General features: G+C 70.3%; 20 protein-coding genes. 7 read left to right on the forward strand and 13 right to left on the reverse strand.

All coding sequences use genetic code 11. From position 1 onward, the window contains the following. Window positions 1–9 precede the first annotated feature (9 nt). Entirely contained in the window at window positions 10–2,454 is a 2,445-nt protein-coding gene (locus tag OG303_RS34100; protein WP_405873268.1) for a beta-glucosidase, read from the forward strand. Window positions 2,455–2,530: 76 nt separating this feature from the next. Here the strand turns inward: OG303_RS34100 and OG303_RS34105 are convergent, their stop codons facing one another. Both OG303_RS34105 and OG303_RS34110 read right to left on the reverse strand, forming a co-directional pair. Further along, window positions 2,531–3,511: an aldose epimerase family protein gene (locus tag OG303_RS34105; protein ID WP_405873269.1), complete on the reverse strand. Its 981-nt coding sequence runs from the start codon at window positions 3,509–3,511 to the stop codon at window positions 2,531–2,533. A gap of 28 nt (window positions 3,512–3,539) precedes the next feature. After that, entirely contained in the window at window positions 3,540–4,427 is an 888-nt protein-coding gene (locus tag OG303_RS34110) for an SGNH/GDSL hydrolase family protein (RefSeq protein WP_405873270.1), read from the reverse strand. 267 nt (window positions 4,428–4,694) lie between these two features. On the opposite strand from OG303_RS34110, the gene OG303_RS34115 reads away from it, so the two are divergent. Beyond that, the gene (locus tag OG303_RS34115) at window positions 4,695–5,189 is read left to right on the forward strand and encodes a DUF3145 domain-containing protein (RefSeq protein WP_360823197.1); all 495 of its coding nucleotides are present in this window, start codon (window positions 4,695–4,697) and stop codon (window positions 5,187–5,189) included. A gap of 85 nt (window positions 5,190–5,274) precedes the next feature. On the opposite strand, the gene fabF is transcribed toward OG303_RS34115, so the two are convergent. The 5 genes from fabF to OG303_RS34140 form a co-directional block, all read right to left on the reverse strand. Beyond that, entirely contained in the window at window positions 5,275–6,546 is a 1,272-nt protein-coding gene (gene fabF, locus OG303_RS34120) for a beta-ketoacyl-ACP synthase II (protein WP_405873272.1), read from the reverse strand. A 79-nt stretch (window positions 6,547–6,625) separates the two neighbouring features. Next, complete coding sequence (locus tag OG303_RS34125) at window positions 6,626–6,874, reverse strand: acyl carrier protein (RefSeq protein ID WP_067431911.1); 249 nt, start codon at window positions 6,872–6,874, stop codon at window positions 6,626–6,628. A 103-nt stretch (window positions 6,875–6,977) separates the two neighbouring features. Beyond that, on the reverse strand, window positions 6,978–7,973 hold the full coding sequence (locus tag OG303_RS34130) for a ketoacyl-ACP synthase III (protein ID WP_405873274.1): 996 nt from the start codon (window positions 7,971–7,973) through the stop codon (window positions 6,978–6,980). 23 nt (window positions 7,974–7,996) lie between these two features. Beyond that, window positions 7,997–8,914, reverse strand: coding sequence for an ACP S-malonyltransferase (locus tag OG303_RS34135; RefSeq protein WP_405873275.1), 918 nt, complete (start codon window positions 8,912–8,914; stop codon window positions 7,997–7,999). Window positions 8,915–9,003: 89 nt separating this feature from the next. Further along, on the reverse strand, window positions 9,004–10,209 hold the full coding sequence (locus OG303_RS34140) for a PucR family transcriptional regulator (protein WP_405873277.1): 1,206 nt from the start codon (window positions 10,207–10,209) through the stop codon (window positions 9,004–9,006). 95 nt (window positions 10,210–10,304) lie between these two features. Between OG303_RS34140 and OG303_RS34145 the strand changes: the two genes are divergently transcribed. After that, the gene (locus tag OG303_RS34145; protein ID WP_405877626.1) at window positions 10,305–10,970 is read left to right on the forward strand and encodes a pirin family protein; all 666 of its coding nucleotides are present in this window, start codon (window positions 10,305–10,307) and stop codon (window positions 10,968–10,970) included. A 1-nt stretch (window position 10,971) separates the two neighbouring features. On the opposite strand, the gene OG303_RS34150 is transcribed toward OG303_RS34145, so the two are convergent. Then, complete coding sequence (locus OG303_RS34150) at window positions 10,972–11,787, reverse strand: serine hydrolase domain-containing protein (protein ID WP_405873279.1); 816 nt, start codon at window positions 11,785–11,787, stop codon at window positions 10,972–10,974. A 115-nt stretch (window positions 11,788–11,902) separates the two neighbouring features. On the opposite strand from OG303_RS34150, the gene OG303_RS34155 reads away from it, so the two are divergent. Both OG303_RS34155 and OG303_RS34160 read left to right on the forward strand, forming a co-directional pair. Further along, complete coding sequence (locus OG303_RS34155; RefSeq protein ID WP_405873280.1) at window positions 11,903–12,373, forward strand: MerR family transcriptional regulator; 471 nt, start codon at window positions 11,903–11,905, stop codon at window positions 12,371–12,373. After that, window positions 12,370–13,386, forward strand: coding sequence for an aldo/keto reductase (locus tag OG303_RS34160; RefSeq protein WP_405873281.1), 1,017 nt, complete (start codon window positions 12,370–12,372; stop codon window positions 13,384–13,386). Before OG303_RS34155 ends, OG303_RS34160 begins: the two co-directional genes overlap by 4 nt. A 1-nt stretch (window position 13,387) precedes the next feature. Here OG303_RS34160 and OG303_RS34165 read toward each other — a convergent pair whose 3' ends face one another. From OG303_RS34165 to OG303_RS34175, 3 genes are all read right to left on the reverse strand, one after another. After that, window positions 13,388–14,254, reverse strand: coding sequence for a DUF4429 domain-containing protein (locus tag OG303_RS34165; RefSeq protein ID WP_405873282.1), 867 nt, complete (start codon window positions 14,252–14,254; stop codon window positions 13,388–13,390). A gap of 57 nt (window positions 14,255–14,311) precedes the next feature. After that, entirely contained in the window at window positions 14,312–15,529 is a 1,218-nt protein-coding gene (locus OG303_RS34170) for an alpha/beta hydrolase (protein WP_405873283.1), read from the reverse strand. Window positions 15,530–15,621: 92 nt separating this feature from the next. Then, window positions 15,622–16,248: a TetR family transcriptional regulator gene (locus OG303_RS34175; protein ID WP_405873284.1), complete on the reverse strand. Its 627-nt coding sequence runs from the start codon at window positions 16,246–16,248 to the stop codon at window positions 15,622–15,624. 66 nt (window positions 16,249–16,314) lie between these two features. On the opposite strand from OG303_RS34175, the gene OG303_RS34180 reads away from it, so the two are divergent. Beyond that, window positions 16,315–17,934, forward strand: coding sequence for an MFS transporter (locus OG303_RS34180; protein ID WP_405873285.1), 1,620 nt, complete (start codon window positions 16,315–16,317; stop codon window positions 17,932–17,934). A 268-nt stretch (window positions 17,935–18,202) separates the two neighbouring features. Next, the gene (locus tag OG303_RS34185; protein ID WP_405877628.1) at window positions 18,203–18,511 is read left to right on the forward strand and encodes a small hydrophobic protein; all 309 of its coding nucleotides are present in this window, start codon (window positions 18,203–18,205) and stop codon (window positions 18,509–18,511) included. Window positions 18,512–18,566: 55 nt separating this feature from the next. On the opposite strand, the gene OG303_RS34190 is transcribed toward OG303_RS34185, so the two are convergent. Next, window positions 18,567–19,304, reverse strand: a complete 738-nt coding sequence (locus tag OG303_RS34190; RefSeq protein WP_405873287.1) for a potassium channel family protein — start codon at window positions 19,302–19,304, stop codon at window positions 18,567–18,569. A 90-nt stretch (window positions 19,305–19,394) separates the two neighbouring features. Continuing rightward, window positions 19,395–22,142 (reverse strand): pyruvate dehydrogenase (acetyl-transferring), homodimeric type, encoded by a 2,748-nt coding sequence (gene aceE / locus OG303_RS34195; protein ID WP_405873288.1) that lies wholly within the window; start codon window positions 22,140–22,142, stop codon window positions 19,395–19,397. Window positions 22,143–22,227 lie beyond the last annotated feature (85 nt).

Below are 22,227 nucleotides of genomic sequence, written 5' to 3' on the forward strand. Positions count from 1 at the left end.
AGGCACTCGATGGCGGGAACCCCCGGAACCGCTCCGGCCGACCAGGCGCGCGAGGCGGCCGTGGAGGCGGCACTCGGCAAGCTGGACCTGGACGCGAAGGCCCGGCTGCTGTCCGGCCAGGACACCTGGTCCCTGCCCGCCCTGCCGGAGATCGGCCTGAAGTCCCTCGTCATGTCGGACGGCCCGATCGGTGTCCGCGGCGTGCGCTGGACCGCCGACGACACCTCCGTCGCCCTGCCGTCCCCGACCGCCCTCGCCGCGACCTGGGACCCGGAACTCGCCCGCCGCGCAGGCACGTTGCTCGCCCAGGAGGCCCGCCGCAAGGGCGTCCACGTGCTGCTCGCCCCGACGGTCAATCTCCATCGCTCTCCGCTCGGCGGCCGGCACTTCGAGGCGTACAGCGAGGACCCGTATCTGACCGGCCTGATCGGCGCGGGCTATGTGAACGGCGTCCAGTCGGGCGGCGTCGGCACGACCGTCAAGCACTTCGTCGCCAACGACGCCGAGACCGACCGCTTCACGGTCGACAACCTGGTCTCCGAACGCGCCCTGCGCGAGCTCTACTTGGCCCCCTTCGAGCTCATCGTCGAGAACGCCCACCCCTGGGGCATCATGACCGCCTACAACACGGTCAACGGCACGACGATGACCGAGCACCGCTACCTGGTCAACGAGGTCCTGCGCGGCGAATGGGGCTTCGACGGCTACAACGTCTCCGACTGGATGGCCGCCCGGTCGACGACGGGCGCGATCGAGGGCGGCCTCGACGTCGCCATGCCCGGCCCGCGGACCGTCTATGGCGAACCCCTCGCCCAGGCGGTACGGGACGGCAAGGTCGAGGAGGCGACCGTCGACGAGGCCGTGCGCAACGTCCTGCGGCTCGCCGCCCGCGTCGGCGCCCTGGAGAGCGCCGAGCCCGCCGTGACCGAACTGCCGGACACGGTCGACGGCGAGGCCCTGGCCCGCGAGATCGCCCGCCGCGGCTTCGTCCTCGTACGGAACGAGAACGGCGCCCTGCCCCTGCAGCCAGGCACCGTCGCGCTGATCGGCGCCGCCGCCCGCGACGCCCGCGTTCTCGGCGGTGGCTCCGCCACCGTCTTCCCAGCCCGCGTCGTCTCCCCGCTCGACGGCCTCACCGCCGCCCTCCCCGAGGGCACCCTCAGCTACGCCGTCGGCGCCGACCCGAACACCGAACTCGCCGTCGCCGACAGGGGATTCGAGCTGCGGGCCCTGTGCCGGGACGCCGACGCGAACGTCATCGGCACCGGTTCCGCCCCCAACGGCCAGATCCAGTGGATGGGTTCGGACCTCCCCGAGGGCGTCACCCACGACAGCCTGCACACCGTCGAGCTGACCGGCACCTTCACCCCGCGCGACACCGGCCCGCACACCTTCGGCATCAAGGGCACCGGCGCCTTCACCCTGACCGTCGGCGGTACGACGTACTACGACGACGTCCAGCGCCCCACCGACGACAGCGACCCCTTCGAGGCGTTCTTCGGCGCCCCGGTGCCCCGCGCCCAGGCCGAACTCACCGCGGGCGAACCGGTCGAGGTCTCCCTCACCCACGTCTTCGCGCTCCCCGAGGAGATCCCCTTCAAGGTCGTCGCCTACGCCCTCGCACACCAGGAGCCGCAGCGCGACGCCGACGAGCTGATCGCCGAGGCCGTCGAGGCCGCCCGCGCCGCCGACACGGCCGTCGTGGTCGTCGCCACCACCGACCGCGTCGAGTCGGAGGGCTTCGACCGGGGGGACCTCACCCTCCCGGGCCGCCAGGACGAACTGGTCCGCGCCGTCGCCGCCGCCAACCCCAACACCGTCGTGGTCGTCAACTCCGGCTCCCCGGTGGAGCTTCCGTGGCGCGAGGACGTCGCCGCGGTCCTGCTCAGCTGGTTCCCCGGCCAGGAGGGCGGCGCGGCCCTGGCGGACGTGCTCACGGGCGCGCACGAGCCGGGCGGCCGCCTCCCCACCACCTGGGGCTCCCTGTCCGAGGCACCGGTCACCCAGGTGGTGCCGAAGGACGGTCAACTCCCGTACACCGAGGACGTCTTCATCGGCTATCGCGCCTGGGAGAAGGAGGGCCGCACCCCCTCCTATCCCTTCGGCCACGGACTCGGCTACACCGACTGGACGTACGAGTCCGTCGAGGTCGAGGGCACCACCGCCAAGGTCCGCGTCCGCAACTCCGGAGAGCGCGCGGGCCGGGAGGTGGTGCAGGTCTACCTGGCGCCGGCCGAGCCCGGCCCCGACCGCCCGGCGCGCCGGCTGGCGGGCTTCGCGGGCGTCGAGGCGGCCCCCGGCGAGACGGCCGAAGCGGTGATCCGGATTCCCCGCCGCGCCTTCGAGACCTGGGACGAGGCGGCCAACTCATGGTCGTTTGTGAAGGGTTCGTACGAGATCCAGGTGAGCCGCTCGATCACGGACCGTCGCCTCACCGCGACTATTAACGTCTGATCCGGGGCAAGTCCCTCACGAACAGCCCCGGTCCGGGACCTGACCCCTGGACCGGGGCTCGTGCGTTCTCCCGTCGCTAGCGGGTGCCGAACCCGTAGACCGTCTGCGACCTGAACACCGCGCCCGGCCGCAGCACGGTACTCGGGAACTCGGGCCGGTTCGGGGAGTCGGGGAAGTGCTGGGTCTCCAGCGCGATGCCGTCGCCGGGCGCGAAGGGCTCGGACAGGTGGTCCGCGGTGTACAGCTGGAGGCCGGGTTCGGTGGTCGCCACGGTCAGGACCCGTCCGGACGCCGGGTCGTGCAGCTCGGCGACCTCCCGGGCGGCCTCGGTCACCCCGCCGTCGAGCACGAAGTTGTGGTCGTACCCGGCGCCGGTCTTCCGTGCCTCACGGAAGTCGAAGCGCGTGCCCGCGACGTCGGCGAGGTCACCGGTCGGGATCAGGTCGGCGTCGACCGGGGTGAAGCGGGAGGCGGCGAGCCGCAGTTCGTGGCCGCCGGCGTTCCCCGAGCCGCCGAGGTTGAAATAGCTGTGGTTCGTCGGGTTCACCACGGTCGGCGCGTCCGTCACCGCCTCGTACGCGATGCTCAGCGCGCCGTCCGCCTCCAGTGTGTACGTGACGGAGACCTCCAGCCGCCCGGGGAAGCCCTCCTCGCCGTGCGCGCTCACCCGGCTCAGCCGCACTCCGTACTCCCCCTCTTCGAGGGGCGTCACGTCCCACACGCGCTTGTCGAAGCCCTGCTCGCCGCCGTGCAGGGAGTTGGGCGCGTTGTTCTGCGCGAGCGCGTAGGTCACCCCGTCCAGCGGGAAGCGGCCGCCCGCGATCCGGTTGGCGTACCGGCCGACGAGGGCGCCGAAGTACGGCTCCGGGTGCGTGAGATAGCCGTCCAGGTCCGCGAACCCCAGCACCACGTTCCCGGCCCGGCCGTCCCGGTCCGGGATCTCCAACGACTGCACGATCCCGCCGTACGACAGGATCCGTACCCGTACGCCGGCCCGCTCCAGGGTCCAGCGGTGAACCGGGGTGCCGTCGGAAAGTGTGCCGAAGAGTTCGTTCATGTTCGGAACTTTAAGACACGCCCCAGCATCACGCTTTCCTGGCCGTGACCTTCCGGTAGGCGATCTCCGCCAGCCGCGCCTGCCCGTTCACACTGGGATGGAACCAGTCCCACTGGCTCAACTGATCGGTGCCGAACCGGTAGTCGTAGACCGCGCCCCCGTCGAAGCGGCACCGGCGGTCCTTCGCGCAGACCTCCTTCAGCACCTTGTTGTACGCCTCCACCCGCTTCTGCACGGTGTCGCGCCGCAGTGTCGCCGCCGAGTCCAGCGCGTCCGCGTCGCCCAGCATCGACGGGCAGATGCCGAGCTTCCACACCTGCTTGCCCAGCGCGTTGGTGCGGCCCTCGGACCACAGCCGCTTCAGGTTCGGCACGCTCGTCACGTACACCTGCGTCCTGGGCAGGGACTCGCGCAGTGTGCTCAGCGCGTCCTCGAAGTCGGCGCGGAAGCTGTCCACCGAGGTCATGGCCGAGGCGCTGGACCGGCAGGCGTCGTTCGCCCCCGCCATCACCGTCACCAACTGGGGCTTTCGCGTCGCCGCCTGCGCCATCTGGCCGGGCAGGTCCGCCATCCGCGCCCCGGTCACCGCGTAGTTCCAACTGCGCTCCGCCGCCTGCGACCTGCCCAGCAGCCGGACGGCGAGGCTGTCGACCCGGGTGCTGCTGCCGGTCGCCCAGGAGACCTCCGGGCAGTCCGACAGGACCGTACAGGCGTCGAAGCCGCGGGTGATGGAGTCACCGACGGCGGCGACCGAGCGGGGGCTCACGTCCCACGCCGGCGTCGGCTTAGCGCTGTGTGCCGTGCCGCGGGTCGGCCCGGCGGAGTTGCCACCGACGGCGTCGCAGCCGGCGACGCCCAGGACGGTCGCCGCCACGGCGGCGAGAACGACCCGTGAGCGGTGGCTTCGCTTCCGCATACGCCGGCGATCCCCTCGGTCCAGTCCTGCTGCGTACAGATGTGTCCCCCCATAACAACGCGCGAGAGTTCCCGATCCACGCACCATGCAACGGTTCACACCCGTACTAGCGTCCTGCCGGGTGAATGGCGGACGTTTCAGCGCATCGGGACCGACGGTACGTCACACTCCTTGCGCCGCCGCACGGTAGCCTCGCCATCAACGTGGCCGCCCGGCCGCAGCCGTCCGCCAGTTCGCCAGATTGTCCTGCTCTGCCCGGAGGTCCCGGTGACGACACGTGGGGTTCTGTACGTGCACTCCGCGCCGCGCGCGCTGTGCCCGCACGTCGAGTGGGCCGTCGCCGGGGTGCTCGGCACGCGCGTCAACCTCGACTGGATCCGGCAGCCCGCCGCGCCCGGCACCTGGCGCTCGGAGTTCTCCTGGAAGGGCGAGGTGGGCACTGCCTCCAAGCTCGCGTCCGCCCTCCGTGGCTGGCACCTGCTGCGCTTCGAGGTCACCGCCGAGCCCTGCCCCACCGCGGAGGGCGAGCGCTACAGCTGCACCCCCGACCTCGGCATCTTCCACGCCGTCACCGGCATCCACGGCGACATCCTGATCCCGGAGGACCGGTTGAGGGCGGCGCTGACGCGGTCCCAGCGCGACGAGACGGACCTGGAGGCGGAGATCGCCAAGCTCCTGGGCAAGCCGTGGGACGACGAGTTGGAGCCGTTCCGGTACGCGGGAGAGGGAGCCCCGGTGCGCTGGCTGCATCAGGTGGTCTGAGTTCTCCGACACGCTCGCACACTCTCGGACACGCGAAGGGCCCCCACCGGCCGGTGGGGGCCCTTCCGTTGCGTACGAACGTTTCTCAGATCGTCCGGAACGCCAGCACCACGTTGTGCCCGCCGAACCCGAACGAGTCGTTCAGCGCGGCGATACGGCCCTCCACGGGCAGCTTGCGCGCCTCGCCGCGGACGATGTCCGCGTTCGCCTCGGCCTCGGGGTCGAGGTTCTCGACGTTGATGGTCGGCGGAGCGACCCGGTTGTACAGCGCGAGGATCGTCGCGACGGACTCGACACCGCCCGCGCCACCCAGCAGGTGACCGGTCATCGACTTGGTCGCGGAGACCGCCATGTGGTCCGCGTCGTCGCCGAACACCTTGCGCAGCGCCTTCAGCTCGGCCACGTCACCGGCCGGCGTCGAGGTCGCGTGCGCGTTGACGTGCACGATCTCGGCCGGGTTCAGGTCGGTGCGCTCCAGCAGGTTCTGCAGGGCGTGCGAGATGCCCTTGCCCTCGGGCTCCGGCTGCACGATGTCGTGGCTGTCGGCGGAGATGCCCTGCCCGACCGCCTCGGCGTACACGCGGGCACCGCGCTTGGCGGCGTGCTCGACGGACTCCAGTACGAGGACGCCGGCGCCCTCGCCGAGGACGAAGCCGTCACGGGCGACGTCGTAGGGACGCGAGGCGCCCTGGGGGTCGTCGTTGTTCTTGGACATCGCCATCATGTTGCCGAACGCGGCGATCGGCAGCGGGTGGATGGCCGCCTCCGTGCCACCCGCGACGACGACGTCGGCGCGGCCGGTGCGGATCATCTCGATGGCGTAGCCGATGGCCTCGGCGCCCGACGCGCAGGCGGAGACCGGCGTGTGCACGCCCGCACGGGCGCCCACGAGCAGGCCCACGTTGGCGGACGGGCTGTTCGGCATCAGCATGGGGACGGTGTGCGGGGAGACGCGGCGGACGCCCTTCTCCTTGAGCACGTCGTACTGGTCGAGCAGGGTCGTCACGCCGCCGATGCCGGAGGCGATGACGGCGCCAAGACGGTCGGGGTCGACGGACGCGTCCTCACCGGCCTTGTCGGTGAAACCGGCGTCCGCCCAGGCCTCCTTGGCCGCGATCAGCGCGAACTGCGCCGAGCGGTCCAGGCGGCGGGCCTGCGGACGGGGGATGACCTCGGAGGGCTCCACGGCGACCGGCGCGGCGATACGGACCGCCTGTTCGGCGGCCCAGTCCTGTTCCAGGGGCTTCACGCCGGACTTGCCGGCGATCAGACCCTCCCAGGTAGAGGCTGCGTCGCCACCCAGCGGTGTGGTTGCGCCGATACCGGTGACGACCACAGTGCGATTGGTCGGGCTCACGGGAATTCTTTCTCCAACGGATCGGGATTCAACGGCGCCACCGCCGGGTGGCGGGGCAAAGCAGCCGGGCCTAAGAGGCTCAGGCCTGGTGCGTGAGGATGTAGCTGGTCGCGTCGCCGACCGTCTTGAGGTTCTTGACATCCTCGTCCGGGATCTTGACGTCGAAGCGCTCTTCGGCGGCGACGACGACCTCGACCATGGACAGCGAGTCGACGTCCAGGTCGTCGGTGAAGGACTTGTCCAGCTGGACGTCCTCAACCGGGATGCCGGCGATCTCGTTCACGATGTCGGCGAGACCGGCGACGATCTCTTCCTGAGTGGCGGCCATGTCAGGCGCTCCTTCGTTGTCATTCCAGAGGGTTTGGCGCCCGCCGCGTCAGCGGCAGGTGTTGCAGTACCCGTGACGGACCTGATGATCCGGCACGGAGTGCCTAGGGGAGGGTAACGACCGTCGCGGCGTACACGAGACCCGCCCCGAAGCCGATGACGAGCGCGGTGTCGCCGCTCTTCGCCTCACCGGTCGCCAGAAGCCGCTCCATGGCGAGCGGAATCGAGGCGGCCGAGGTGTTGCCGGTGGTGCGCACGTCACGCGCGACCGTGACGTGCTCCGGCAGTTTCAGCGTCTTCACCATCGAGTCGATGATCCGCTCGTTGGCCTGGTGGGGAATGAAGACGTCCAGGTCGTCCGGGGTGATTCCGGCCGCGTCCAGCGCCTGCTGGGCGACCTTGGCCATCTCGAACACGGCCCAGCGGAACACCGCCTGGCCCTCCTGCGTGATCGCAGGGAACTTACCCGTGCTGTCGTACTCGTTCCACGGCACGGTCTGCTTGATGGTCTCGGACTTGTCGCCCTCCGAGCCCCACACGGTCGGGCCGATGTGCGGCTCCTTGGCGGGGCCGACCACGACCGCGCCCGCGCCGTCACCGAACAGGAAGGCCGTCGCGCGGTCCTCCAGGTCGGTCAGATCGGACAGCCGCTCCACGCCGATGACGAGCACGTACTCCGCGCTGCCCTCGACGACCATGCCCTTGGCGAGGGTCAGGCCGTAGCCGAAGCCCGCGCAGCCGGCCGAGATGTCGAAGGCGGCGGCCTTGTTCGTGCCCAGCTTGTCGGCGATCTCCGTCGCCACGGCCGGCGTCTGCTTGAAGTGCGAGACGGTCGAGACGATCACGCCGCCGATCTGCTCGGCGGAGATGCCCGCATCGGCGATCGCCTTGCCGGACGCCTCGATCGACATCGCGGCGACGGTCTCCTCGTCGGAGGCCCAGTGCCGGGTCTCGATGCCGGAGCGCGAACGGATCCACTCGTCGGACGAGTCGATCGTTTCGAGGATCACCTCGTTCGGCACGACCCGGGTCGGGCGGTAGCCGCCCACGCCCAGGATGCGCGCGTACGGGGCGCCCTTGCTGGGCTTGATCTTCGACATGTTCGTACGGCTCCTTAAGGGCGTCAGGCGTTGGCGTGCTCAGTGATGAGCTCGCGGGCCGCGTCGAGGTCGTCAGGGGTCTTGAGCGCCAGGGTCTTCACACCCGGCAGCGCGCGCTTGGCGAGGCCGACCAGCGTGCCGCCGGGGCAGACCTCGACGATCGCGGTGACGCCGAGCTCCTTGAAGGTCTCCATGCACAGGTCCCAGCGGACCGGGTTGGCGACCTGGCCGACCAGGCGCTGAAGGACCTCCGCGCCGGTGGCGACGGTCTGCCCGTCCTTGTTGGAGACGTAGGTGACCTTCGGGTCGGCCGGGGTGAGGTCGGCGGCGGCCTTGGCCAGCGCGTCGACCGCGGGCGCCATGTGGTGCGTGTGGAAGGCGCCGGCGACCTTGAGCGGGACGACCTTGCGGACGCCCTCGGGCTTGTCCTCGTTCAGCACGGCGAGCTGCTCCAGCGTGCCCGCGGCCACGATCTGGCCCGCGCCGTTCACGTTCGCCGGGGTCAGGCCCAGCTTCTCCAGGTGTGCGACGCTCACCTCGGGGTCGCCGCCGAGCAGCGCCGACATGCCGGTCTCGGTGATCGCGGCGGCGTCGGCCATGGCCAGACCCCGCTTGCGTACGAGGGTCAGCGCGGCGGTGTCGTCGAGGATGCCCGCGAAGGAGGCGGCGGTGATCTCGCCGACGCTGTGGCCCGCTACGGCGCCCGGCGTGACGGCACCGAGTGCCGCGGCGGACAGGATGCCTGCGGCGACCAGCAGCGGCTGGGCGACGGCGGTGTCGCGGATCGCGTCCGCGTCGGCCTGGGTGCCGTAGTGGGCGAGGTCCAGTCCGATGGCGTCCGACCAGGCGGCGACGCGGTCGGCGGCACCGGGGAGGTCGAGCCAGGGGGTCAGGAAGCCGGGCGTCTGAGCGCCCTGGCCGGGAGCGACGAGTACGAGCACTCTCACACTCTCTCTTGTGGACGGCCACGGCCGCCCGTGGGGACAGGGACGAAGAACACGAGGGGGTTTTGTAGACCCCCGACAAAAGGCTAGGCCGAGAGATCTCCATCGGCCAGACGCCCCAGGATCAGCGCGATCCGCAGCGTGAACGCGGAGCGTACATCGGAAGGCGACCAACCGGTGACGTCAGTCACACGTCGGAGCCGGTAGCGCACGGTGTTGGGATGCACGAAGAGCATCCGGGCCGCGCCTTCCAGACTGCTCGCCTGTTCGAGATAGACGGAGAGCGTCTCCAGAAGCGCGGACCCGGCCTCCTCGAGCGGTCTGTAGATCTCCTCCACCAGTTGCTCGCGCGCGCTGGGGTCGCCGGCGATGGCGCGCTCCGGAAGCAGATCGTCCGCGAGCACCGGCCGCGGGGCGTCCTGCCAGGCGAAACACGCCTTGAGCCCGGCGGCCGCGGCCTGCGCGGACCGGGTCGCGGCGAGCAGATCGGCCACCACGGGCCCGGCCACGACGGGCCCGGCCGCATACGGCCCGATCAGCGACTTGGCCACGGCGATCGGATTGTCGCTGCCGCCGGCGATGACGACGAGCCTGTCCCCGAGCACCCCGGTGAGCACCTGCAGCTTGGCGTGCCGGGCGGCGCGCCGGATCGCCTCGACGGTCAGCTCGGAGTCGCCGTCGGGAGCGGTCCCCAGGACGACACACACATGCTCGGGCGCGTTCCACCCCAGGGCCGCGGCCCGGCTCACGGCCCCCTCGTCGGCCTCGCCGCTCAGCACGGCGTTGACGACCAGGGACTCAAGGCGCGCGTCCCAGGCACCGCGTGCCTCGGCGGCCTGGGCGTAGACCTGCGCGGTGGCGAAGGCGATCTCCCGGGCGTACACGAGCAGCGCCTCGCGCAGTACGCCCTCGTCGCCCGGAGCGGCCACCTCGTCGATGGCGGACTCCATGACCTCGATCGTGGTCCGCACCATCTCGACGGTCTGCCGCAGGGTGATCGCCCGGGTCAGCTCACGCGGCGCCGTGCCGAACACGTCCGTCGAGATGGCCTGCGGCGCGTCCGGGTGCCGGAACCACTCGGTGAAGGCGGCGATACCGGCCTGGGCGACCAACCCGATCCAGGAACGGTTCTCCGGCGGCATCGCCCGGTACCACGGCAGCGTCTCGTCCATCCGCGCGATGGCGTGCGCGGCGAGACTGCCGGAGGACTTCTCCAGTCGCTTCAGGGTCGCGGAGTGCGCGTGGACGCCGGGCGCAACGGATTCGGGCTTGCTCGTTTCGGGTTCGGGCACGGGACAAGACTGCCTTATCCGGACGGGAGTACGCGCCGCCGGGTCGCGGGCGACCGCTACGGCGGGGTGTCCGCGCCGCTACGGTGGGGTCCGTGATGGACGTACGGCGCGCTGCGGAGCGCTATCCAGGGGGCGACCCGGCAGCCGGCATCGAGTCGCGGCACGCCTTCTCCTTCGGCCCGCACTACGACCCCGACAACCTCCGCTTCGGCGCGGTGATCGCCTGCAACGAGGAGCGCCTCGCCCCCGGCGCCGGCTTCGACGAACACCCGCACAGCCACACCGAGATCGTGACGTGGGTGGTCGAGGGCGAACTCACGCACCGCGACTCCACGGGCCACGAGACCCGGGTCCGCCCCGGCGACGTGCAGCGGCTGAGCTCGGCGGCGGGCGTACGGCACGTGGAGCGCAACGACGCGGACCGGCCGCTGACCTTCGTCCAGATGTGGCTGGCCCCCCGCGAGCCGGGCGGCGACCCGGCGTACGAGATCGTCCACGGCATCGCGGACTCCACGCCGTACGCGGTCCCGGAGGCGGGCGCGATGCTCCACGTACGGCGTCTGCGGGAGGGGGAGCGGACGGCGGTGCCGGACGGGGCGTTCGTGTACGTCCACGTCGTGCGCGGTGAAGTGCGGCTCGGCGGCGAGCAGTTGGCGGCCGGCGACGCGGCGCGCGTCACGGACGCCGAGGACCTGGAGACGGCGGCCCTGACCGATGCGGAGCTGCTGGTCTGGGAGATGGCGGGCAAGGCCCAAGCCTGACTCAGACCTCCGCCAGCACCGCGTCCGTGAACACCGGCCACACCTCGACCGCCCACGGCCCGAACGCCCGGTCCGTCAGCGCCACGCCCGCCACGCCCGCGGCGGGGTCGATCCACAGGAACGTACCGGACTGGCCGAAGTGACCGAAGGTGCGCGCGGACGACGAACTCCCCGTCCAGTGGGGGGACTTGGAGTCACGGATCTCGAATCCCAGACCCCAGTCGTTGGGGTTCTGGTGGCCGTAGCCCGGCAGGACGCCCTTCGTGCCCGGGTACTGGACCGTCATCGCCTGGGCCACCGTCCGCGGGTCCAGCAGCCGCGGCGCCTGCACCTCGGCCGCGAAACGCAGCAGGTCGTCGACCGTCGAGACGCCGTCCCTCGCGGGGGAGCCCTCCAGCGAGGTGCCGGTCATCCCCAGCGGCTCCAGCACCGCCTGGCGCAGATACTCCCCGAACGGAATGTCCGTCGCCTTGGCGATGTGGTCGCCGAGCTGCTCGAAGCCGGCGTTGGAGTACAGCCGCCGCTCCCCGGGCGGGGCGGTCACCCGGTGCTCGTCGAAGGCGAGGCCCGAGGTGTGGGCGAGGAGGTGGCGGACCGTCGAGCCGGGCGGGCCGGCAGGTTCGTCGAGCTCGATCGCCCCCTCCTCGTACGCGACGAGGGCGGCGTACGCCGCGAGCGGCTTGGTGACCGAGGCCAGCGGGAAACGCAGGTCGGCAGGGCCGTGGGTGCCCAGGACCGTGCCGTCGGCCCGCACGACACCTGCCGAGGCGGTGGGAACCGGCCAGTTCTCGATCAACGCGAGGCTCTGCAAGGACATGCCGACGAGCCTAAGCCGCTCCTGGCTGCATACTTCTCGTGGGGTCAGGCTCCGGAAGGATTTCTTACCGGTTCTGCTTGCTTGGAGTGCACTCCAAGGCCATAGCGTTGAGGTCATGACGGTGATGGAGACCACCCCCACCAGGACCGACAGTTGCGGCGCCCCGCCCCACCCGCACCGGCGCCCCGAAGGCCAGGACAGCTACACGATCAGCGAGGTCGTCGCCTTCACCGGCCTGACCGCGCACACCCTGCGCTGGTACGAGCGCATCGGTCTGATGCCGCACGTCGACCGCTCGCACACCGGCCAGCGCCGCTACAGCAACCGCGACCTCGACTGGCTCGACCTCGTCGGCAAGCTCCGGCTCACCGGCATGCCGGTCGCCGACATGGTGCGGTACGCGGAACTGGTGCGCGAGGGCGACCACACGTTCGGGGACCGCTTCGAGCTGCTGGAGGCGACCCGCCGCGACGTGCTCACCCGGATCGCCGAACTGCAGGACACCCTCGCGGTGCTCGACCGGAAGATCAGCTTCTACGCCGACGCCGGTCGCGCCCGCGCCCACGAAGCGGAGAAGGTGCGATGACCGACAGCAGGATCCCGACGGCGCGACTGGGCGAGAGCGGCCCGGAGGTCGGCGTACAGGGCCTCGGCTGCATGGGCATGAGCTTCGCCTACGGCCCCGTCGACGCGAAGGAGTCGCGGGCCACCCTGGAGCGGGCGCTGGAGCTGGGCGTCACGCTGTACGACACGGCGGACGCGTACGGCGTGGGCGAGAACGAGAAGTTCCTGTCCCCGTTCTTCAGGGCCAACCGCGACCAGCTCGTCATCGCGACCAAGTTCGCCCTGTCGATCCCGCCGGATGACCCCACGCGCCGGGTCATCCGCAACGACGCGCCGTACATCCGGCAGGCCGTCGAGGCCAGCCTGAAGCGCCTGGACGTCGACGTCATCGACCTCTACTACATGCACCGGCGCGATGTGAACGTGCCGATCGAGGACACCGTCGGCGTCATGGCCGAGCTGGTGCGCGAGGGCAAGGTGAAGCACCTGGGCCTGAGCGAGGTCACGGCCCAGGAGCTGCGGACGGCCCAGGCCGTGCACCCGATCGCCGCCGTGCAGTCGGAGTGGTCGCTGTTCAGCCGGGACATAGAGGCGAACGTGGTGCAGGCCGCCCGCGAACTGGGCGTGGCGCTCGTGCCGTACTCCCCGCTCGGCCGCGGCTTCCTCACCGGCTCCTTCACCAACGCCGACAAGGACCTCACCTCCGACGACTTCCGGCGCCAGCAGCCCCGCTTCACCGGCGAGAACGCGGCCGCGAACGTGTCCCTGCTGGAGCCGATCCGCACGGTGGCCGAGGCCCACGGCGCGTCGCTGGGACAGATCGCCCTCGCCTGGGTCCAGCAGCAGGCCACCGTGCACAACCTTCCGGTGATCCCGATCCCGGGCACCCGCAAGCCGACCCGGGTGGAGGAGAACACGTCGGCGACGAGGATCGTACTGACGGAGGACGAACTGGCCCTGCTGGAGCCGATCGCGGCAAAGGTGGCGGGCGACCGGTACGCCGACATGGCGTTCACGTCCGCAGGCAGGGAGTGACTCAGAGCTCGGCCAGCAGTTCCGCCTTCTTCGTCGAGAACTCCTCGTCCGTCACCAGTCCTGCCTGATGCAACTCTCCCAGGTGACGGATCCGCTCGGCGATATCGGCGGGATCACGACGCGGGGCCGCCGCGGGAACGACCGCGGCGGCCCCGCGCTCGCGTACCGCCGCCAACACGGCGGCGGCGAACGGCAGAGACTCGTGCACGGGCCCGTATCCGAGCCCGAACACCACCGACGCCGGATCCTGATCGACCTGCGTCCGCGCGGCCTGCTCGCCCGCCTCACGCGGCAGCAGCCGCAGGTGCCCCTCGAACACCTCGGGCGAGCGCCACTCGACTCCGCTCAGTTCGGCGACCGGGAAACTCTGGTCACCGGCCTTCCACTTCGCCGACGAGGCTCCCGTCCAGAACCACCGGAAGTTCACCGTCTTCCCGTCGAAGGACGCCTTCGCGTCGTACGCCTTGAACTGCCGGGGCGCCACGGGAGCCTCCACGAGATACCGCTCGGCCGGCTCTCCGTCGCCTTTCAGCATCGCCCGCAGCTCGTCGGCGTAGTACTCGGCGAGCGTCTCGCGCTCGGCGGGCAGCACCAGGCGGTACGGGTCGCACCCTTCCTTGAGCTGCCCCGCGGCCGCCTCCATCAGCGGATCGGCGCCGGGGCGGGGCACAACGTGCAGGACGACCGTGCCGCGCCTGCCGGGGGAGAGCGTCACCCCGGAGATCGCCTCTAACGGAACACGACGCTCCCCCAGTGCCTGGAAGAGCTTGGGTGTCCGAATCCCCCGTTCGTAACGGATGAGCACGGAGTCGGACTCGAACTCCCAGGTGGCATGAAATCCGGCCAGTACGTCACCCATGCGGCTCATCGTATGCGGGACCCGCTCCTTCGTCGCCACCCTGCGCAGACCGCAGTTTCTGCGCCTCTACGCGCGTCCGGTCGGGGCCACGCCGGACAAACCGGCCTGGCACACGTTGTCCTCGCGCGCACAGTGCACCGACCGGTACGCGCCAACGCCGATCTCCGCGAAGTTCAGCAGGCTCTCCGTGCCCGGCTCGAAATACCCGGCATGCCCCTTCGCACCCCGCGCCGACAGCACCCGGGCCCCGAACGCGGCCGACACCGGATCGGCGCCGTGACCGAGCCCGCCGAGCTCCAGGTACGGCACGTCCTGGACCCAGTCCGTGGCGTCGCGCATTGCCCACACCTGGGCGGAGGTGTCCAGGTGGGAGGCCTTCTCCACGCGCATGCCGGGGCTGGCGGCCACCGCAATGTCGGCCACCCGGCGCGGCAGCGTGTGCGCGGCGACCCCGCACACCACGGAGCCGTAGCTGTGGCAGAACAGCGACACCGGCGCGCTGCCGGGCAGCCCGCGCACCATCGCGTTCAGCCGCACCGCACCCTCCTCGGCGCGCATCGCCGTCGCCGAGTCGATGCCGAGACCGGCGGGCGCGGTGTAGTCGGCCCAGGCGATCACGGCCGTACGCGTCTTCGGGCTCGCCGCCTTCTCGGCCGCGTACAGCGACTTGGCCATGCCGACCGGCGCGCGGTACATGCTGTTCGTCCGCTGGAAGGTGAGCAGGTCGGTGTCGACACCGGGGACGACGACCGACACGCGCTCGGCCTTCTGCAGGTTCCCGATCACCTCCGCGACGCGCCCCGCGCCGTCGGGGTCGAAGGCGAGGATGTGCCGGCCCTCGTGCATCAACGCCTCGTAGCGATGCATACGGCGGCCGGCTTCCTGCTGCCCGGCCGGCGAGAGCCTGCTGTCGTGCATGCGTTTGAGCTCGACCTTGCGCTGGTCCGCGAGCGCGAGACGGTTGGCGCGGTAGCGCAGCGCGACCGGGGCGCCGTTCATGTTGCCGACCGCGAGGGGGTAGCGGCGGGCGAGATCGGTGCGCTCCTGGGCGGTGAGCGAGGCGAAGAAGCGGGACAGACGCGCGGGGGCCGCGTCGGGGTCCGGCAGCTGCTGCCCGTGGATGCGACCGTGCTCCCAGGAGGAGAGCGAGGTCTGCAGCGGAGTCGCCTCGCGATGGCTGCGCAGGGCGGTCCAGCCGGTGGTCGCCAGCATCACGAACACGACGGCCAGTGCGAGCAGTGCGCGCCAGACGTTCAGTTGGGGGGAGGTGTCGAAGGAAGTCACTGGGAGGACACACTAGGAGAACGAGAGGGTCTCGCGTGAACCGAGTGACGGGGATCACGTTTCGATAAACGTGGCGTTGACCTCAGTGTGTCTCAGTGTGTCCGCCAGTTCTCCGTGAGTGCGGGACCCACCTGTTCGAGGTAGGAAATCGTCAACGCGCGCATCGCGTCGATGCTGAAGTCCTCGCCGGTGCTCCACTGTCGTTCCGTCACCCGCATCACCCCGCCGAACACCGCGACGGTCAGCCGCGGCCGCGGATCGGCGTCCACGTCGACCCCCTCGCGCTCGGCGAGCACGCGCGCGATGGTGTCCTCGATCTCCTCGTTGTGCCGCAGATGGGCGGCCAGCAGCACCGGCGTCGCCTCGATCACCCGGTACATGCGCAGATACAGCTCGATCGGCACGACGGCCTCGATGACCTCGTTCAGCCTGTCCCAGCCCTCCAGGACCGCCTGGCGCAGCGCCTCCATCGGCGCCTCCCGCGCCGGCCGCTCCCGTACGGCCTCGACGAACCGCGACACCGCCATCTCCTGCAGGGCGAGGGCGGCCTCCTCCTTGCCGGCGAAGTAGCGGAAGAAGGTGCGCTGCGAGACGTCGACCGCCTCGGCGATCTCGTCGACGGTCGTCCGCTCGTAACCGCGCGTGGTGAACAGTTCGACGGCGGCCCGCAGCAGCGCGTCGCGGGTGCGCTGCTTCTTGCGTTCGCGGAGTGTTTCCATATGCGTCAGTTACTGACTTGTGAATTGGTTTGTCAATTGTCAGTGGCTGTCACTAGCCTCGAACACATGACTAGTCAGACCACCATCGACACGACGGGGCCGGGGGACAAGGCGCCAGTGGCCCCGTCGGAAGCGCCGCCGGCCCCCGGGCTGCGCGGCCACCCGTGGTTCACCCTCATCACCGTCGCCGTCGGGGTCATGATGGTGGCCCTCGACGGCACCATCGTGGCCATCGCGAACCCGGCCATCCAGAAGGACCTGAAGGCGAGCTTCGCCGACGTCCAGTGGATCACCAACGGGTACTTCCTCGCCCTCGCGGTCTCCCTGATCACCGCCGGCAAGCTCGGCGACCGGTTCGGACACCGCCAGACCTTCCTGCTCGGCGTGACCGGCTTCGCGGCCGCCTCGGGCGCCATCGGCCTGTCCAGCAGCATCTCCGCGGTCGTCACCTTCCGCGTCTTCCAGGGCCTGTTCGGCGCCCTGCTGATGCCGGCCGCGCTCGGCCTGCTGCGCGCGACCTTCCCCGCCGAGAAGCTCAACATGGCCATCGGCATCTGGGGCATGGTCATCGGCGCGTCCACCGCGGGCGGCCCGATCCTCGGCGGCGTCCTGGTCGAGCACGTCAACTGGCAGTCGGTGTTCTTCATCAACGTGCCGGTCGGCGCCATCGCCCTGATCCTGGGCCTGCTGATCCTGCGCGACCACCGCGCCGAGAACGCCCCGCGCTCCTTCGACATCCTGGGCATCGTCCTGCTCTCGGGCGCGATGTTCTGCCTGGTCTGGGCTCTGATCAAGGCCCCGGCGTGGGGCTGGGGCGACGGCAAGACGTGGACGTTCATCGCCGTGTCCGTCGTGGGCTTCGTCCTCTTCTCCTTCTGGGAGACGAAGGTCAAGGAACCCCTCATCCCGCTGAGCCTGTTCCGCTCGGTCCCGCTGTCGGCGGGCGTCGTGCTGATGGTCCTGATGGCCATCGCCTTCCTGGGCGGCCTGTTCTTCGTGACGTTCTACCTGCAGAACGTGCACGGGATGAGCCCGATCGACGCCGGCCTCCACCTGCTCCCGCTCACCGGCATGATGATCGTCGGCTCCCCGCTCGCGGGCGTGATGATCACCAAGCTGGGCCCGCGCATCCCCCTCGCCGGCGGCATGGCGGCCACCGCGATAGCCATGTACGGCATGTCGACGCTGAAGGTGGACACCAGCAGCGGCCTGATGTCCGTCTGGTTCGCCCTGCTGGGCCTCGGCCTCGCGCCGGTCATGGTCGGCGCCACCGAGGTCATCGTCGGCAACGCGCCCATGGAGCTCTCCGGTGTCGCCGGTGGTCTCCAGCAGGCCGCGATGCAGATCGGCGGCAGCCTCGGTACGGCCGTGCTGGGTGCCGTGATGGCGTCCAAGGTGGACGGCGACCTCGCCGGCAACTGGAAGGACGCGGGCCTCCCGCCGCTCAGCCCGACCCAGCTGGACCAGGCCTCCGAGGCCGTCCAGGTCGGTGTGGCACCGGTCGCCAAGGGCACCCCCGAGGCGATAGCCGCGAAGATCGCGGACGTCGCGCACGACACGTTCATCTCCGGCATGAGCCTGGCCTCGCTCGTCGCCTGCGGCGTCGCGGCCGTGGCGATCTTCGTCGCCCTGCTCACCAAGCGCGGGGCCAACGCGGAGGCGGGTGCGGGCGCGGGCCACATCTGACGCGGCGAACCCGACGGGTTTTCAACGGACTTCGCCTATCAGGGTGAAGACGCTAAAGATCCCTCCCCTCCGGTGCGCGCCGCAGGTCACAGTGGTGAAGCCCTCCGTACGGCATGTTCCTCGGGCAAGTTCGTACGACGCGGAGGGCGCCCGGTGCTGCGGCGCGCTGCCGGAGGGGGACAGCGCGCCGGCAGCCCGGTGATGGGACCGCGCACCGGGGGTACCCGCTTGTTTGAACCCCGAACAGACCCCGGGGTTCAAGGAGTTGATGATGGCGGGCTTCGGACACGGAACGCGCAGGTACCCCCGCTCACGTGGCCGGACGGGGTCACGGACCGGGCCGGATCGCGCAACGCTCGGAATCATCGGAGTCGTCTGCGCGATCGCGGGATTCTTCGTGCTGGGGATCATCCTCGGCCCCGTGGCGGTCGTCTGCGGCTGGCTCGCAATGGGCCGCACATGGACACGCTCACGTCCCGTACCGGCCCTGGTCGCCCTGGTGCTGGGTGCAATCGACACGCTCCTGGCGATCATCTGGCTGGCAGGAGCGGCAACCCCGGGCAACGGACTGCTCTGATCCGGGGAGTGTGAGGGGAAGGGCCCTCGGCGGACGGTGCCGGGGGCCCGCCTCTTCATGGTCTGCCCGACGGCTCCCGCATGGCCGCGACCTCGGCCCGAAGCGCCCGCACCTCCTCGGTGAGCGCCTCGATCGCCTCCGTCTGCCGCCGCTCCTCCACGTCGTCCATCTCGAACCGCGCGATGAACCAGGCGGCGATGTTCGCGGTGACGACACCGAGCAGCGCGATCCCGGACAGCATCAGTCCGACGGCGATCATCCGCCCGAGGCCGGTGGTCGGCGCATGATCGCCGTACCCCACGGTCGTCATGGTCGTGAACGACCACCACACCGCGTCACCCAGCGTCCGGATGTTCCCGTCCGGCGACTCGCGCTCGACCGAGAGCACGGCCAGCGAGCCGAACATCAGCAGCCCGATCACGGCCCCCGCGACGTACGTCGTCAGTTGGATCTGCGAGGCCATCCGTGCGCGCCGCCCGACGAGTATCAGCGTCGACACCATGCGCAGCAGCCGCAGCGGCTGAAGGATCGGCAGCACCACCGCGCACAGGTCCAGCCAGTGCGTACGGACGAACTCCCGGCGGTTGCGGGCCAGCCCGGCCCGCATCAGATAGTCGGTGGCGAACGTTGCCCACACCACCCACTCGATCGCCGTGCACACGGCCGTGAGCGACCGCCCCGCCGAGGGGTCCACGATCGGCACCGCATACGCGACGGCGAACACCACGGCGAGCGCCAGCAGCGGACGCTGGGTGAGGTGCTCCCAACGCGCTTGCGACGAATGTTGCTCCATGCCCGCATCGTAAAGAAGAAGTAAGGGTGAGGAACGCCAAGGGCGGCGAGGCCGGAAGGCCTCGCCGCCCTGGTGTCGCGCTCACAGGCGTTACGCGTCGCCTCCGGCCGCCCCCGGGTCCGCCGCCGACACGTCGAGGAGCTGGTACCGGTCGATCGCCTGCTTCAGCACCGAGCGGTCGACCTTGCCCTCCTTCGCCAGCTCGGTCAGCACGGCCACCACGATCGACTGCGCGTCGATGTGGAAGAAGCGCCGCGCCGCACCACGCGTGTCCGCGAAGCCGAAGCCGTCGGCGCCCAGCGACTGGTACGGCCCCGGCACCCACCGGGCGATCTGGTCCGGAACCGACCGCATCCAGTCGGAAACGGCCACGAACGGACCGTCGGCCCCGCTCAGCTTCCGCGTCACGTACGGCACCCGCTGCTCCTCCTCCGGGTGCAGCAGGTTGTGCCGCTCGACGTCCACGGCCTCGCGCCGCAGCTCGTTCCAGGAGGTCGCCGACCAGACGTCGGCCTTGACGTTCCACTCCTCGCCGAGGATCTTCTGCGCCTCGATCGCCCACGGGACCGCGACACCCGACGCCATGATCTGCGCCGGAATCGATCCCGAGGTGGCCTCGCCCAGGCGGTGGATGCCCTTGACGATGCCCTCGACGTCCACGTCCGCCGGCTCGGCCGGGTGCTGGATGGGCTCGTTGTAGACGGTGAGGTAGTAGAAGACGTCCTCGCCGTGCGGGTGTTCGGCGTCGCCGCCGTACATCCGGCGCAGACCCTCCTGCACGATGTACGCGATCTCGTACGAGTACGCCGGGTCGTACGCGACACAGCCCGGGTTGGTCGAGGCGAGCAGCTGCGAGTGGCCGTCCGCGTGCTGCAGACCCTCACCGGTCAGAGTCGTACGGCCGGCGGTCGCACCCAGCACGAAACCGCGCGCCAGTTGGTCGGCCATCTGCCAGAACTGGTCGCCGGTGCGCTGGAAACCGAACATCGAGTAGAAGACGTAGACCGGGATCAGCGGTTCGCCGTGGGTGGCGTACGCCGAACCCGCCGCGATCAGCGAGGCCGTACAGCCCGCCTCCGAGATGCCGTCGTGCAGCATCTGGCCCGTCGGCGACTCCTTGTAGGCGAGCAGCAGTTCGCGGTCGACCGACTCGTACTGCTGGCCCAGCGGGTTGTAGATCTTCGCGCTCGGGAAGAAGGAGTCCATACCGAAGGTGCGGTACTCGTCCGGCGCGATCAGCACGAACCGCTTGCCGAGTTCCTTGTCCCGCATGAGGTCCTTGAGTAGCCGTACGAATGCCATCGTCGTGGCGATCGACTGCTGACCGGAGCCCTTCTTCACGGACGCGTACACCTTGTCGTCCGGCAGCGCGAGCGGCTTGGAGCGCACCACGCGCGTGGGGACGTAACCACCGCAGCCCTGGCGGCGGTCGTGCATGTACTGGATCTCCTCCGAGTTCCGGCCCGGGTGGTAGTACGGCGGCGCGCCGGACTCCAGTTCCTTGTCGGAGATCGGCAGGTGCAGGCGGTCGCGGAAGCGCTTGAGGTCGTCGACCGTCAGCTTCTTCATCTGGTGCGTGGCGTTGCGGCCCTCGAAGTTCGGGCCCAGCGTCCAGCCCTTGACCGTCTTGGCGAGGATCACCGTCGGCTGGCCCTTGTGCGCCTTGGCCGCCGAGAACGCCGCGTAGATCTTCTTGTGGTCGTGACCGCCGCGCCCCAGGTGCAGCACCTGGTCGTCGGTCATGCCCTCGACCATCGCGCGCAGCCGCTGGTCGTCGCCGAAGAAGTGCTCGCGGATGTACGCGCCGGACTCGGTGGCGTACGTCTGGAACTGGCCGTCCGGCGTCGTGTTCATCCTGTTGACGAGGAGGCCGTCGCGGTCCTGGGCGAGCAGCGGGTCCCAGGAGCGGTCCCAGATCAGCTTGATGACGTTCCAGCCGGCGCCCCGGAAGACCGACTCCAGCTCCTGGATGACCTTGCCGTTGCCGCGCACCGGGCCGTCGAGGCGCTGCAGGTTGCAGTTGACGACGAAGGTCAGGTTGTCCAGGCCCTCACGTGCGGCGATGGTCAGCTGGCCGAGCGACTCGGGCTCGTCCATCTCGCCGTCACCGAGGAAGGCCCACACGTGCGACTTCGACGTGTCGGCGATCGCGCGCGCGTGCATGTAGCGGTTCATCCGCGCCTGGTAGATCGCGCCGATCGGGCCGAGACCCATGGAGACCGTCGGGAACTCCCAGAAGTCCGGCATCGAGCGCGGGTGCGGGTACGACGACAGCCCGTGCGGCGCCTTCGACTTCTCCTGGCGGAACCCGTCCAGGTTCTGTTCGGTCAGCCGGTCGAGCAGGAACGCGCGCGCGTAGATGCCGGGAGAGGCGTGGCCCTGGAAGAAGACCTGGTCGCCGCCGTCGCCCTCGTCCTTGCCGCGGAAGAAGTGGTTGAAGCCCACGTCGTACAGCGACGCGGAGGAGGCGAAGGTGGCGATGTGGCCGCCGACGCCGATGCCGGGGCGCTGGGCGCGCGACACCATCACCGCGGCGTTCCAGCGGGTCGCGTTCAGGATCTTCCGCTCGATCTCCTCGTTGCCCGGGAAGAACGGCTCGTCCTTGGTCGCGATGGTGTTCACATAGTCCGTGCTGCGCATCTCGGGCACGGCCACGCGCTTCTCGCGGGCCCGCTCGATCAGCCGCAGCATCAGATAACGGGCCCGCTCACGGCCTCGCTCGTCGACGGCGGCGTCGAGGGAGTCGAGCCACTCCTGGGTCTCCTCGGGATCGAAGTCAGGAACCTGACTCGGAAGGCCGCCAATGATGATCGGGTTGCGATCGGATCCGGAAGCCACGCTGTTCCTTACCTGTCAGAGGGCTGCTTTGAGCTGCTTTTCGGTACGCCTGCACCGTTCCCCATCGTGTACCTCGGGGAAGCAA

This window comes from Streptomyces sp. NBC_00005, assembly GCF_045160215.1.
Classification (GTDB): Bacteria; Actinomycetota; Actinomycetes; order Streptomycetales; family Streptomycetaceae; genus Streptomyces.

What these genes read in the sequence shown, in the direction of transcription:
- OG303_RS34100 (WP_405873268.1), top strand. Translation starts at nt 10, where the DNA reads ATGGCGGGAACCCCCGGAACCGCTCCGGCCGACCAGGCGCGCGAGGCG.
- OG303_RS34105 (WP_405873269.1), bottom strand. Translation starts at nt 3,511, where the DNA reads ATGAACGAACTCTTCGGCACACTTTCCGACGGCACCCCGGTTCACCGC.
- OG303_RS34110 (WP_405873270.1), bottom strand. Translation starts at nt 4,427, where the DNA reads ATGCGGAAGCGAAGCCACCGCTCACGGGTCGTTCTCGCCGCCGTGGCG.
- OG303_RS34125 (WP_067431911.1), bottom strand. Translation starts at nt 6,874, where the DNA reads ATGGCCGCCACTCAGGAAGAGATCGTCGCCGGTCTCGCCGACATCGTG.
- OG303_RS34130 (WP_405873274.1), bottom strand. Translation starts at nt 7,973, where the DNA reads ATGTCGAAGATCAAGCCCAGCAAGGGCGCCCCGTACGCGCGCATCCTG.
- OG303_RS34145 (WP_405877626.1), top strand. Translation starts at nt 10,305, where the DNA reads ATGGACGTACGGCGCGCTGCGGAGCGCTATCCAGGGGGCGACCCGGCA.
- OG303_RS34150 (WP_405873279.1), bottom strand. Translation starts at nt 11,787, where the DNA reads ATGTCCTTGCAGAGCCTCGCGTTGATCGAGAACTGGCCGGTTCCCACC.
- OG303_RS34155 (WP_405873280.1), top strand. Translation starts at nt 11,903, where the DNA reads ATGACGGTGATGGAGACCACCCCCACCAGGACCGACAGTTGCGGCGCC.
- OG303_RS34160 (WP_405873281.1), top strand. Translation starts at nt 12,370, where the DNA reads ATGACCGACAGCAGGATCCCGACGGCGCGACTGGGCGAGAGCGGCCCG.
- OG303_RS34165 (WP_405873282.1), bottom strand. Translation starts at nt 14,254, where the DNA reads ATGAGCCGCATGGGTGACGTACTGGCCGGATTTCATGCCACCTGGGAG.
- OG303_RS34175 (WP_405873284.1), bottom strand. Translation starts at nt 16,248, where the DNA reads ATGGAAACACTCCGCGAACGCAAGAAGCAGCGCACCCGCGACGCGCTG.
- OG303_RS34180 (WP_405873285.1), top strand. Translation starts at nt 16,315, where the DNA reads ATGACTAGTCAGACCACCATCGACACGACGGGGCCGGGGGACAAGGCG.
- OG303_RS34185 (WP_405877628.1), top strand. Translation starts at nt 18,203, where the DNA reads ATGATGGCGGGCTTCGGACACGGAACGCGCAGGTACCCCCGCTCACGT.
- OG303_RS34190 (WP_405873287.1), bottom strand. Translation starts at nt 19,304, where the DNA reads ATGGAGCAACATTCGTCGCAAGCGCGTTGGGAGCACCTCACCCAGCGT.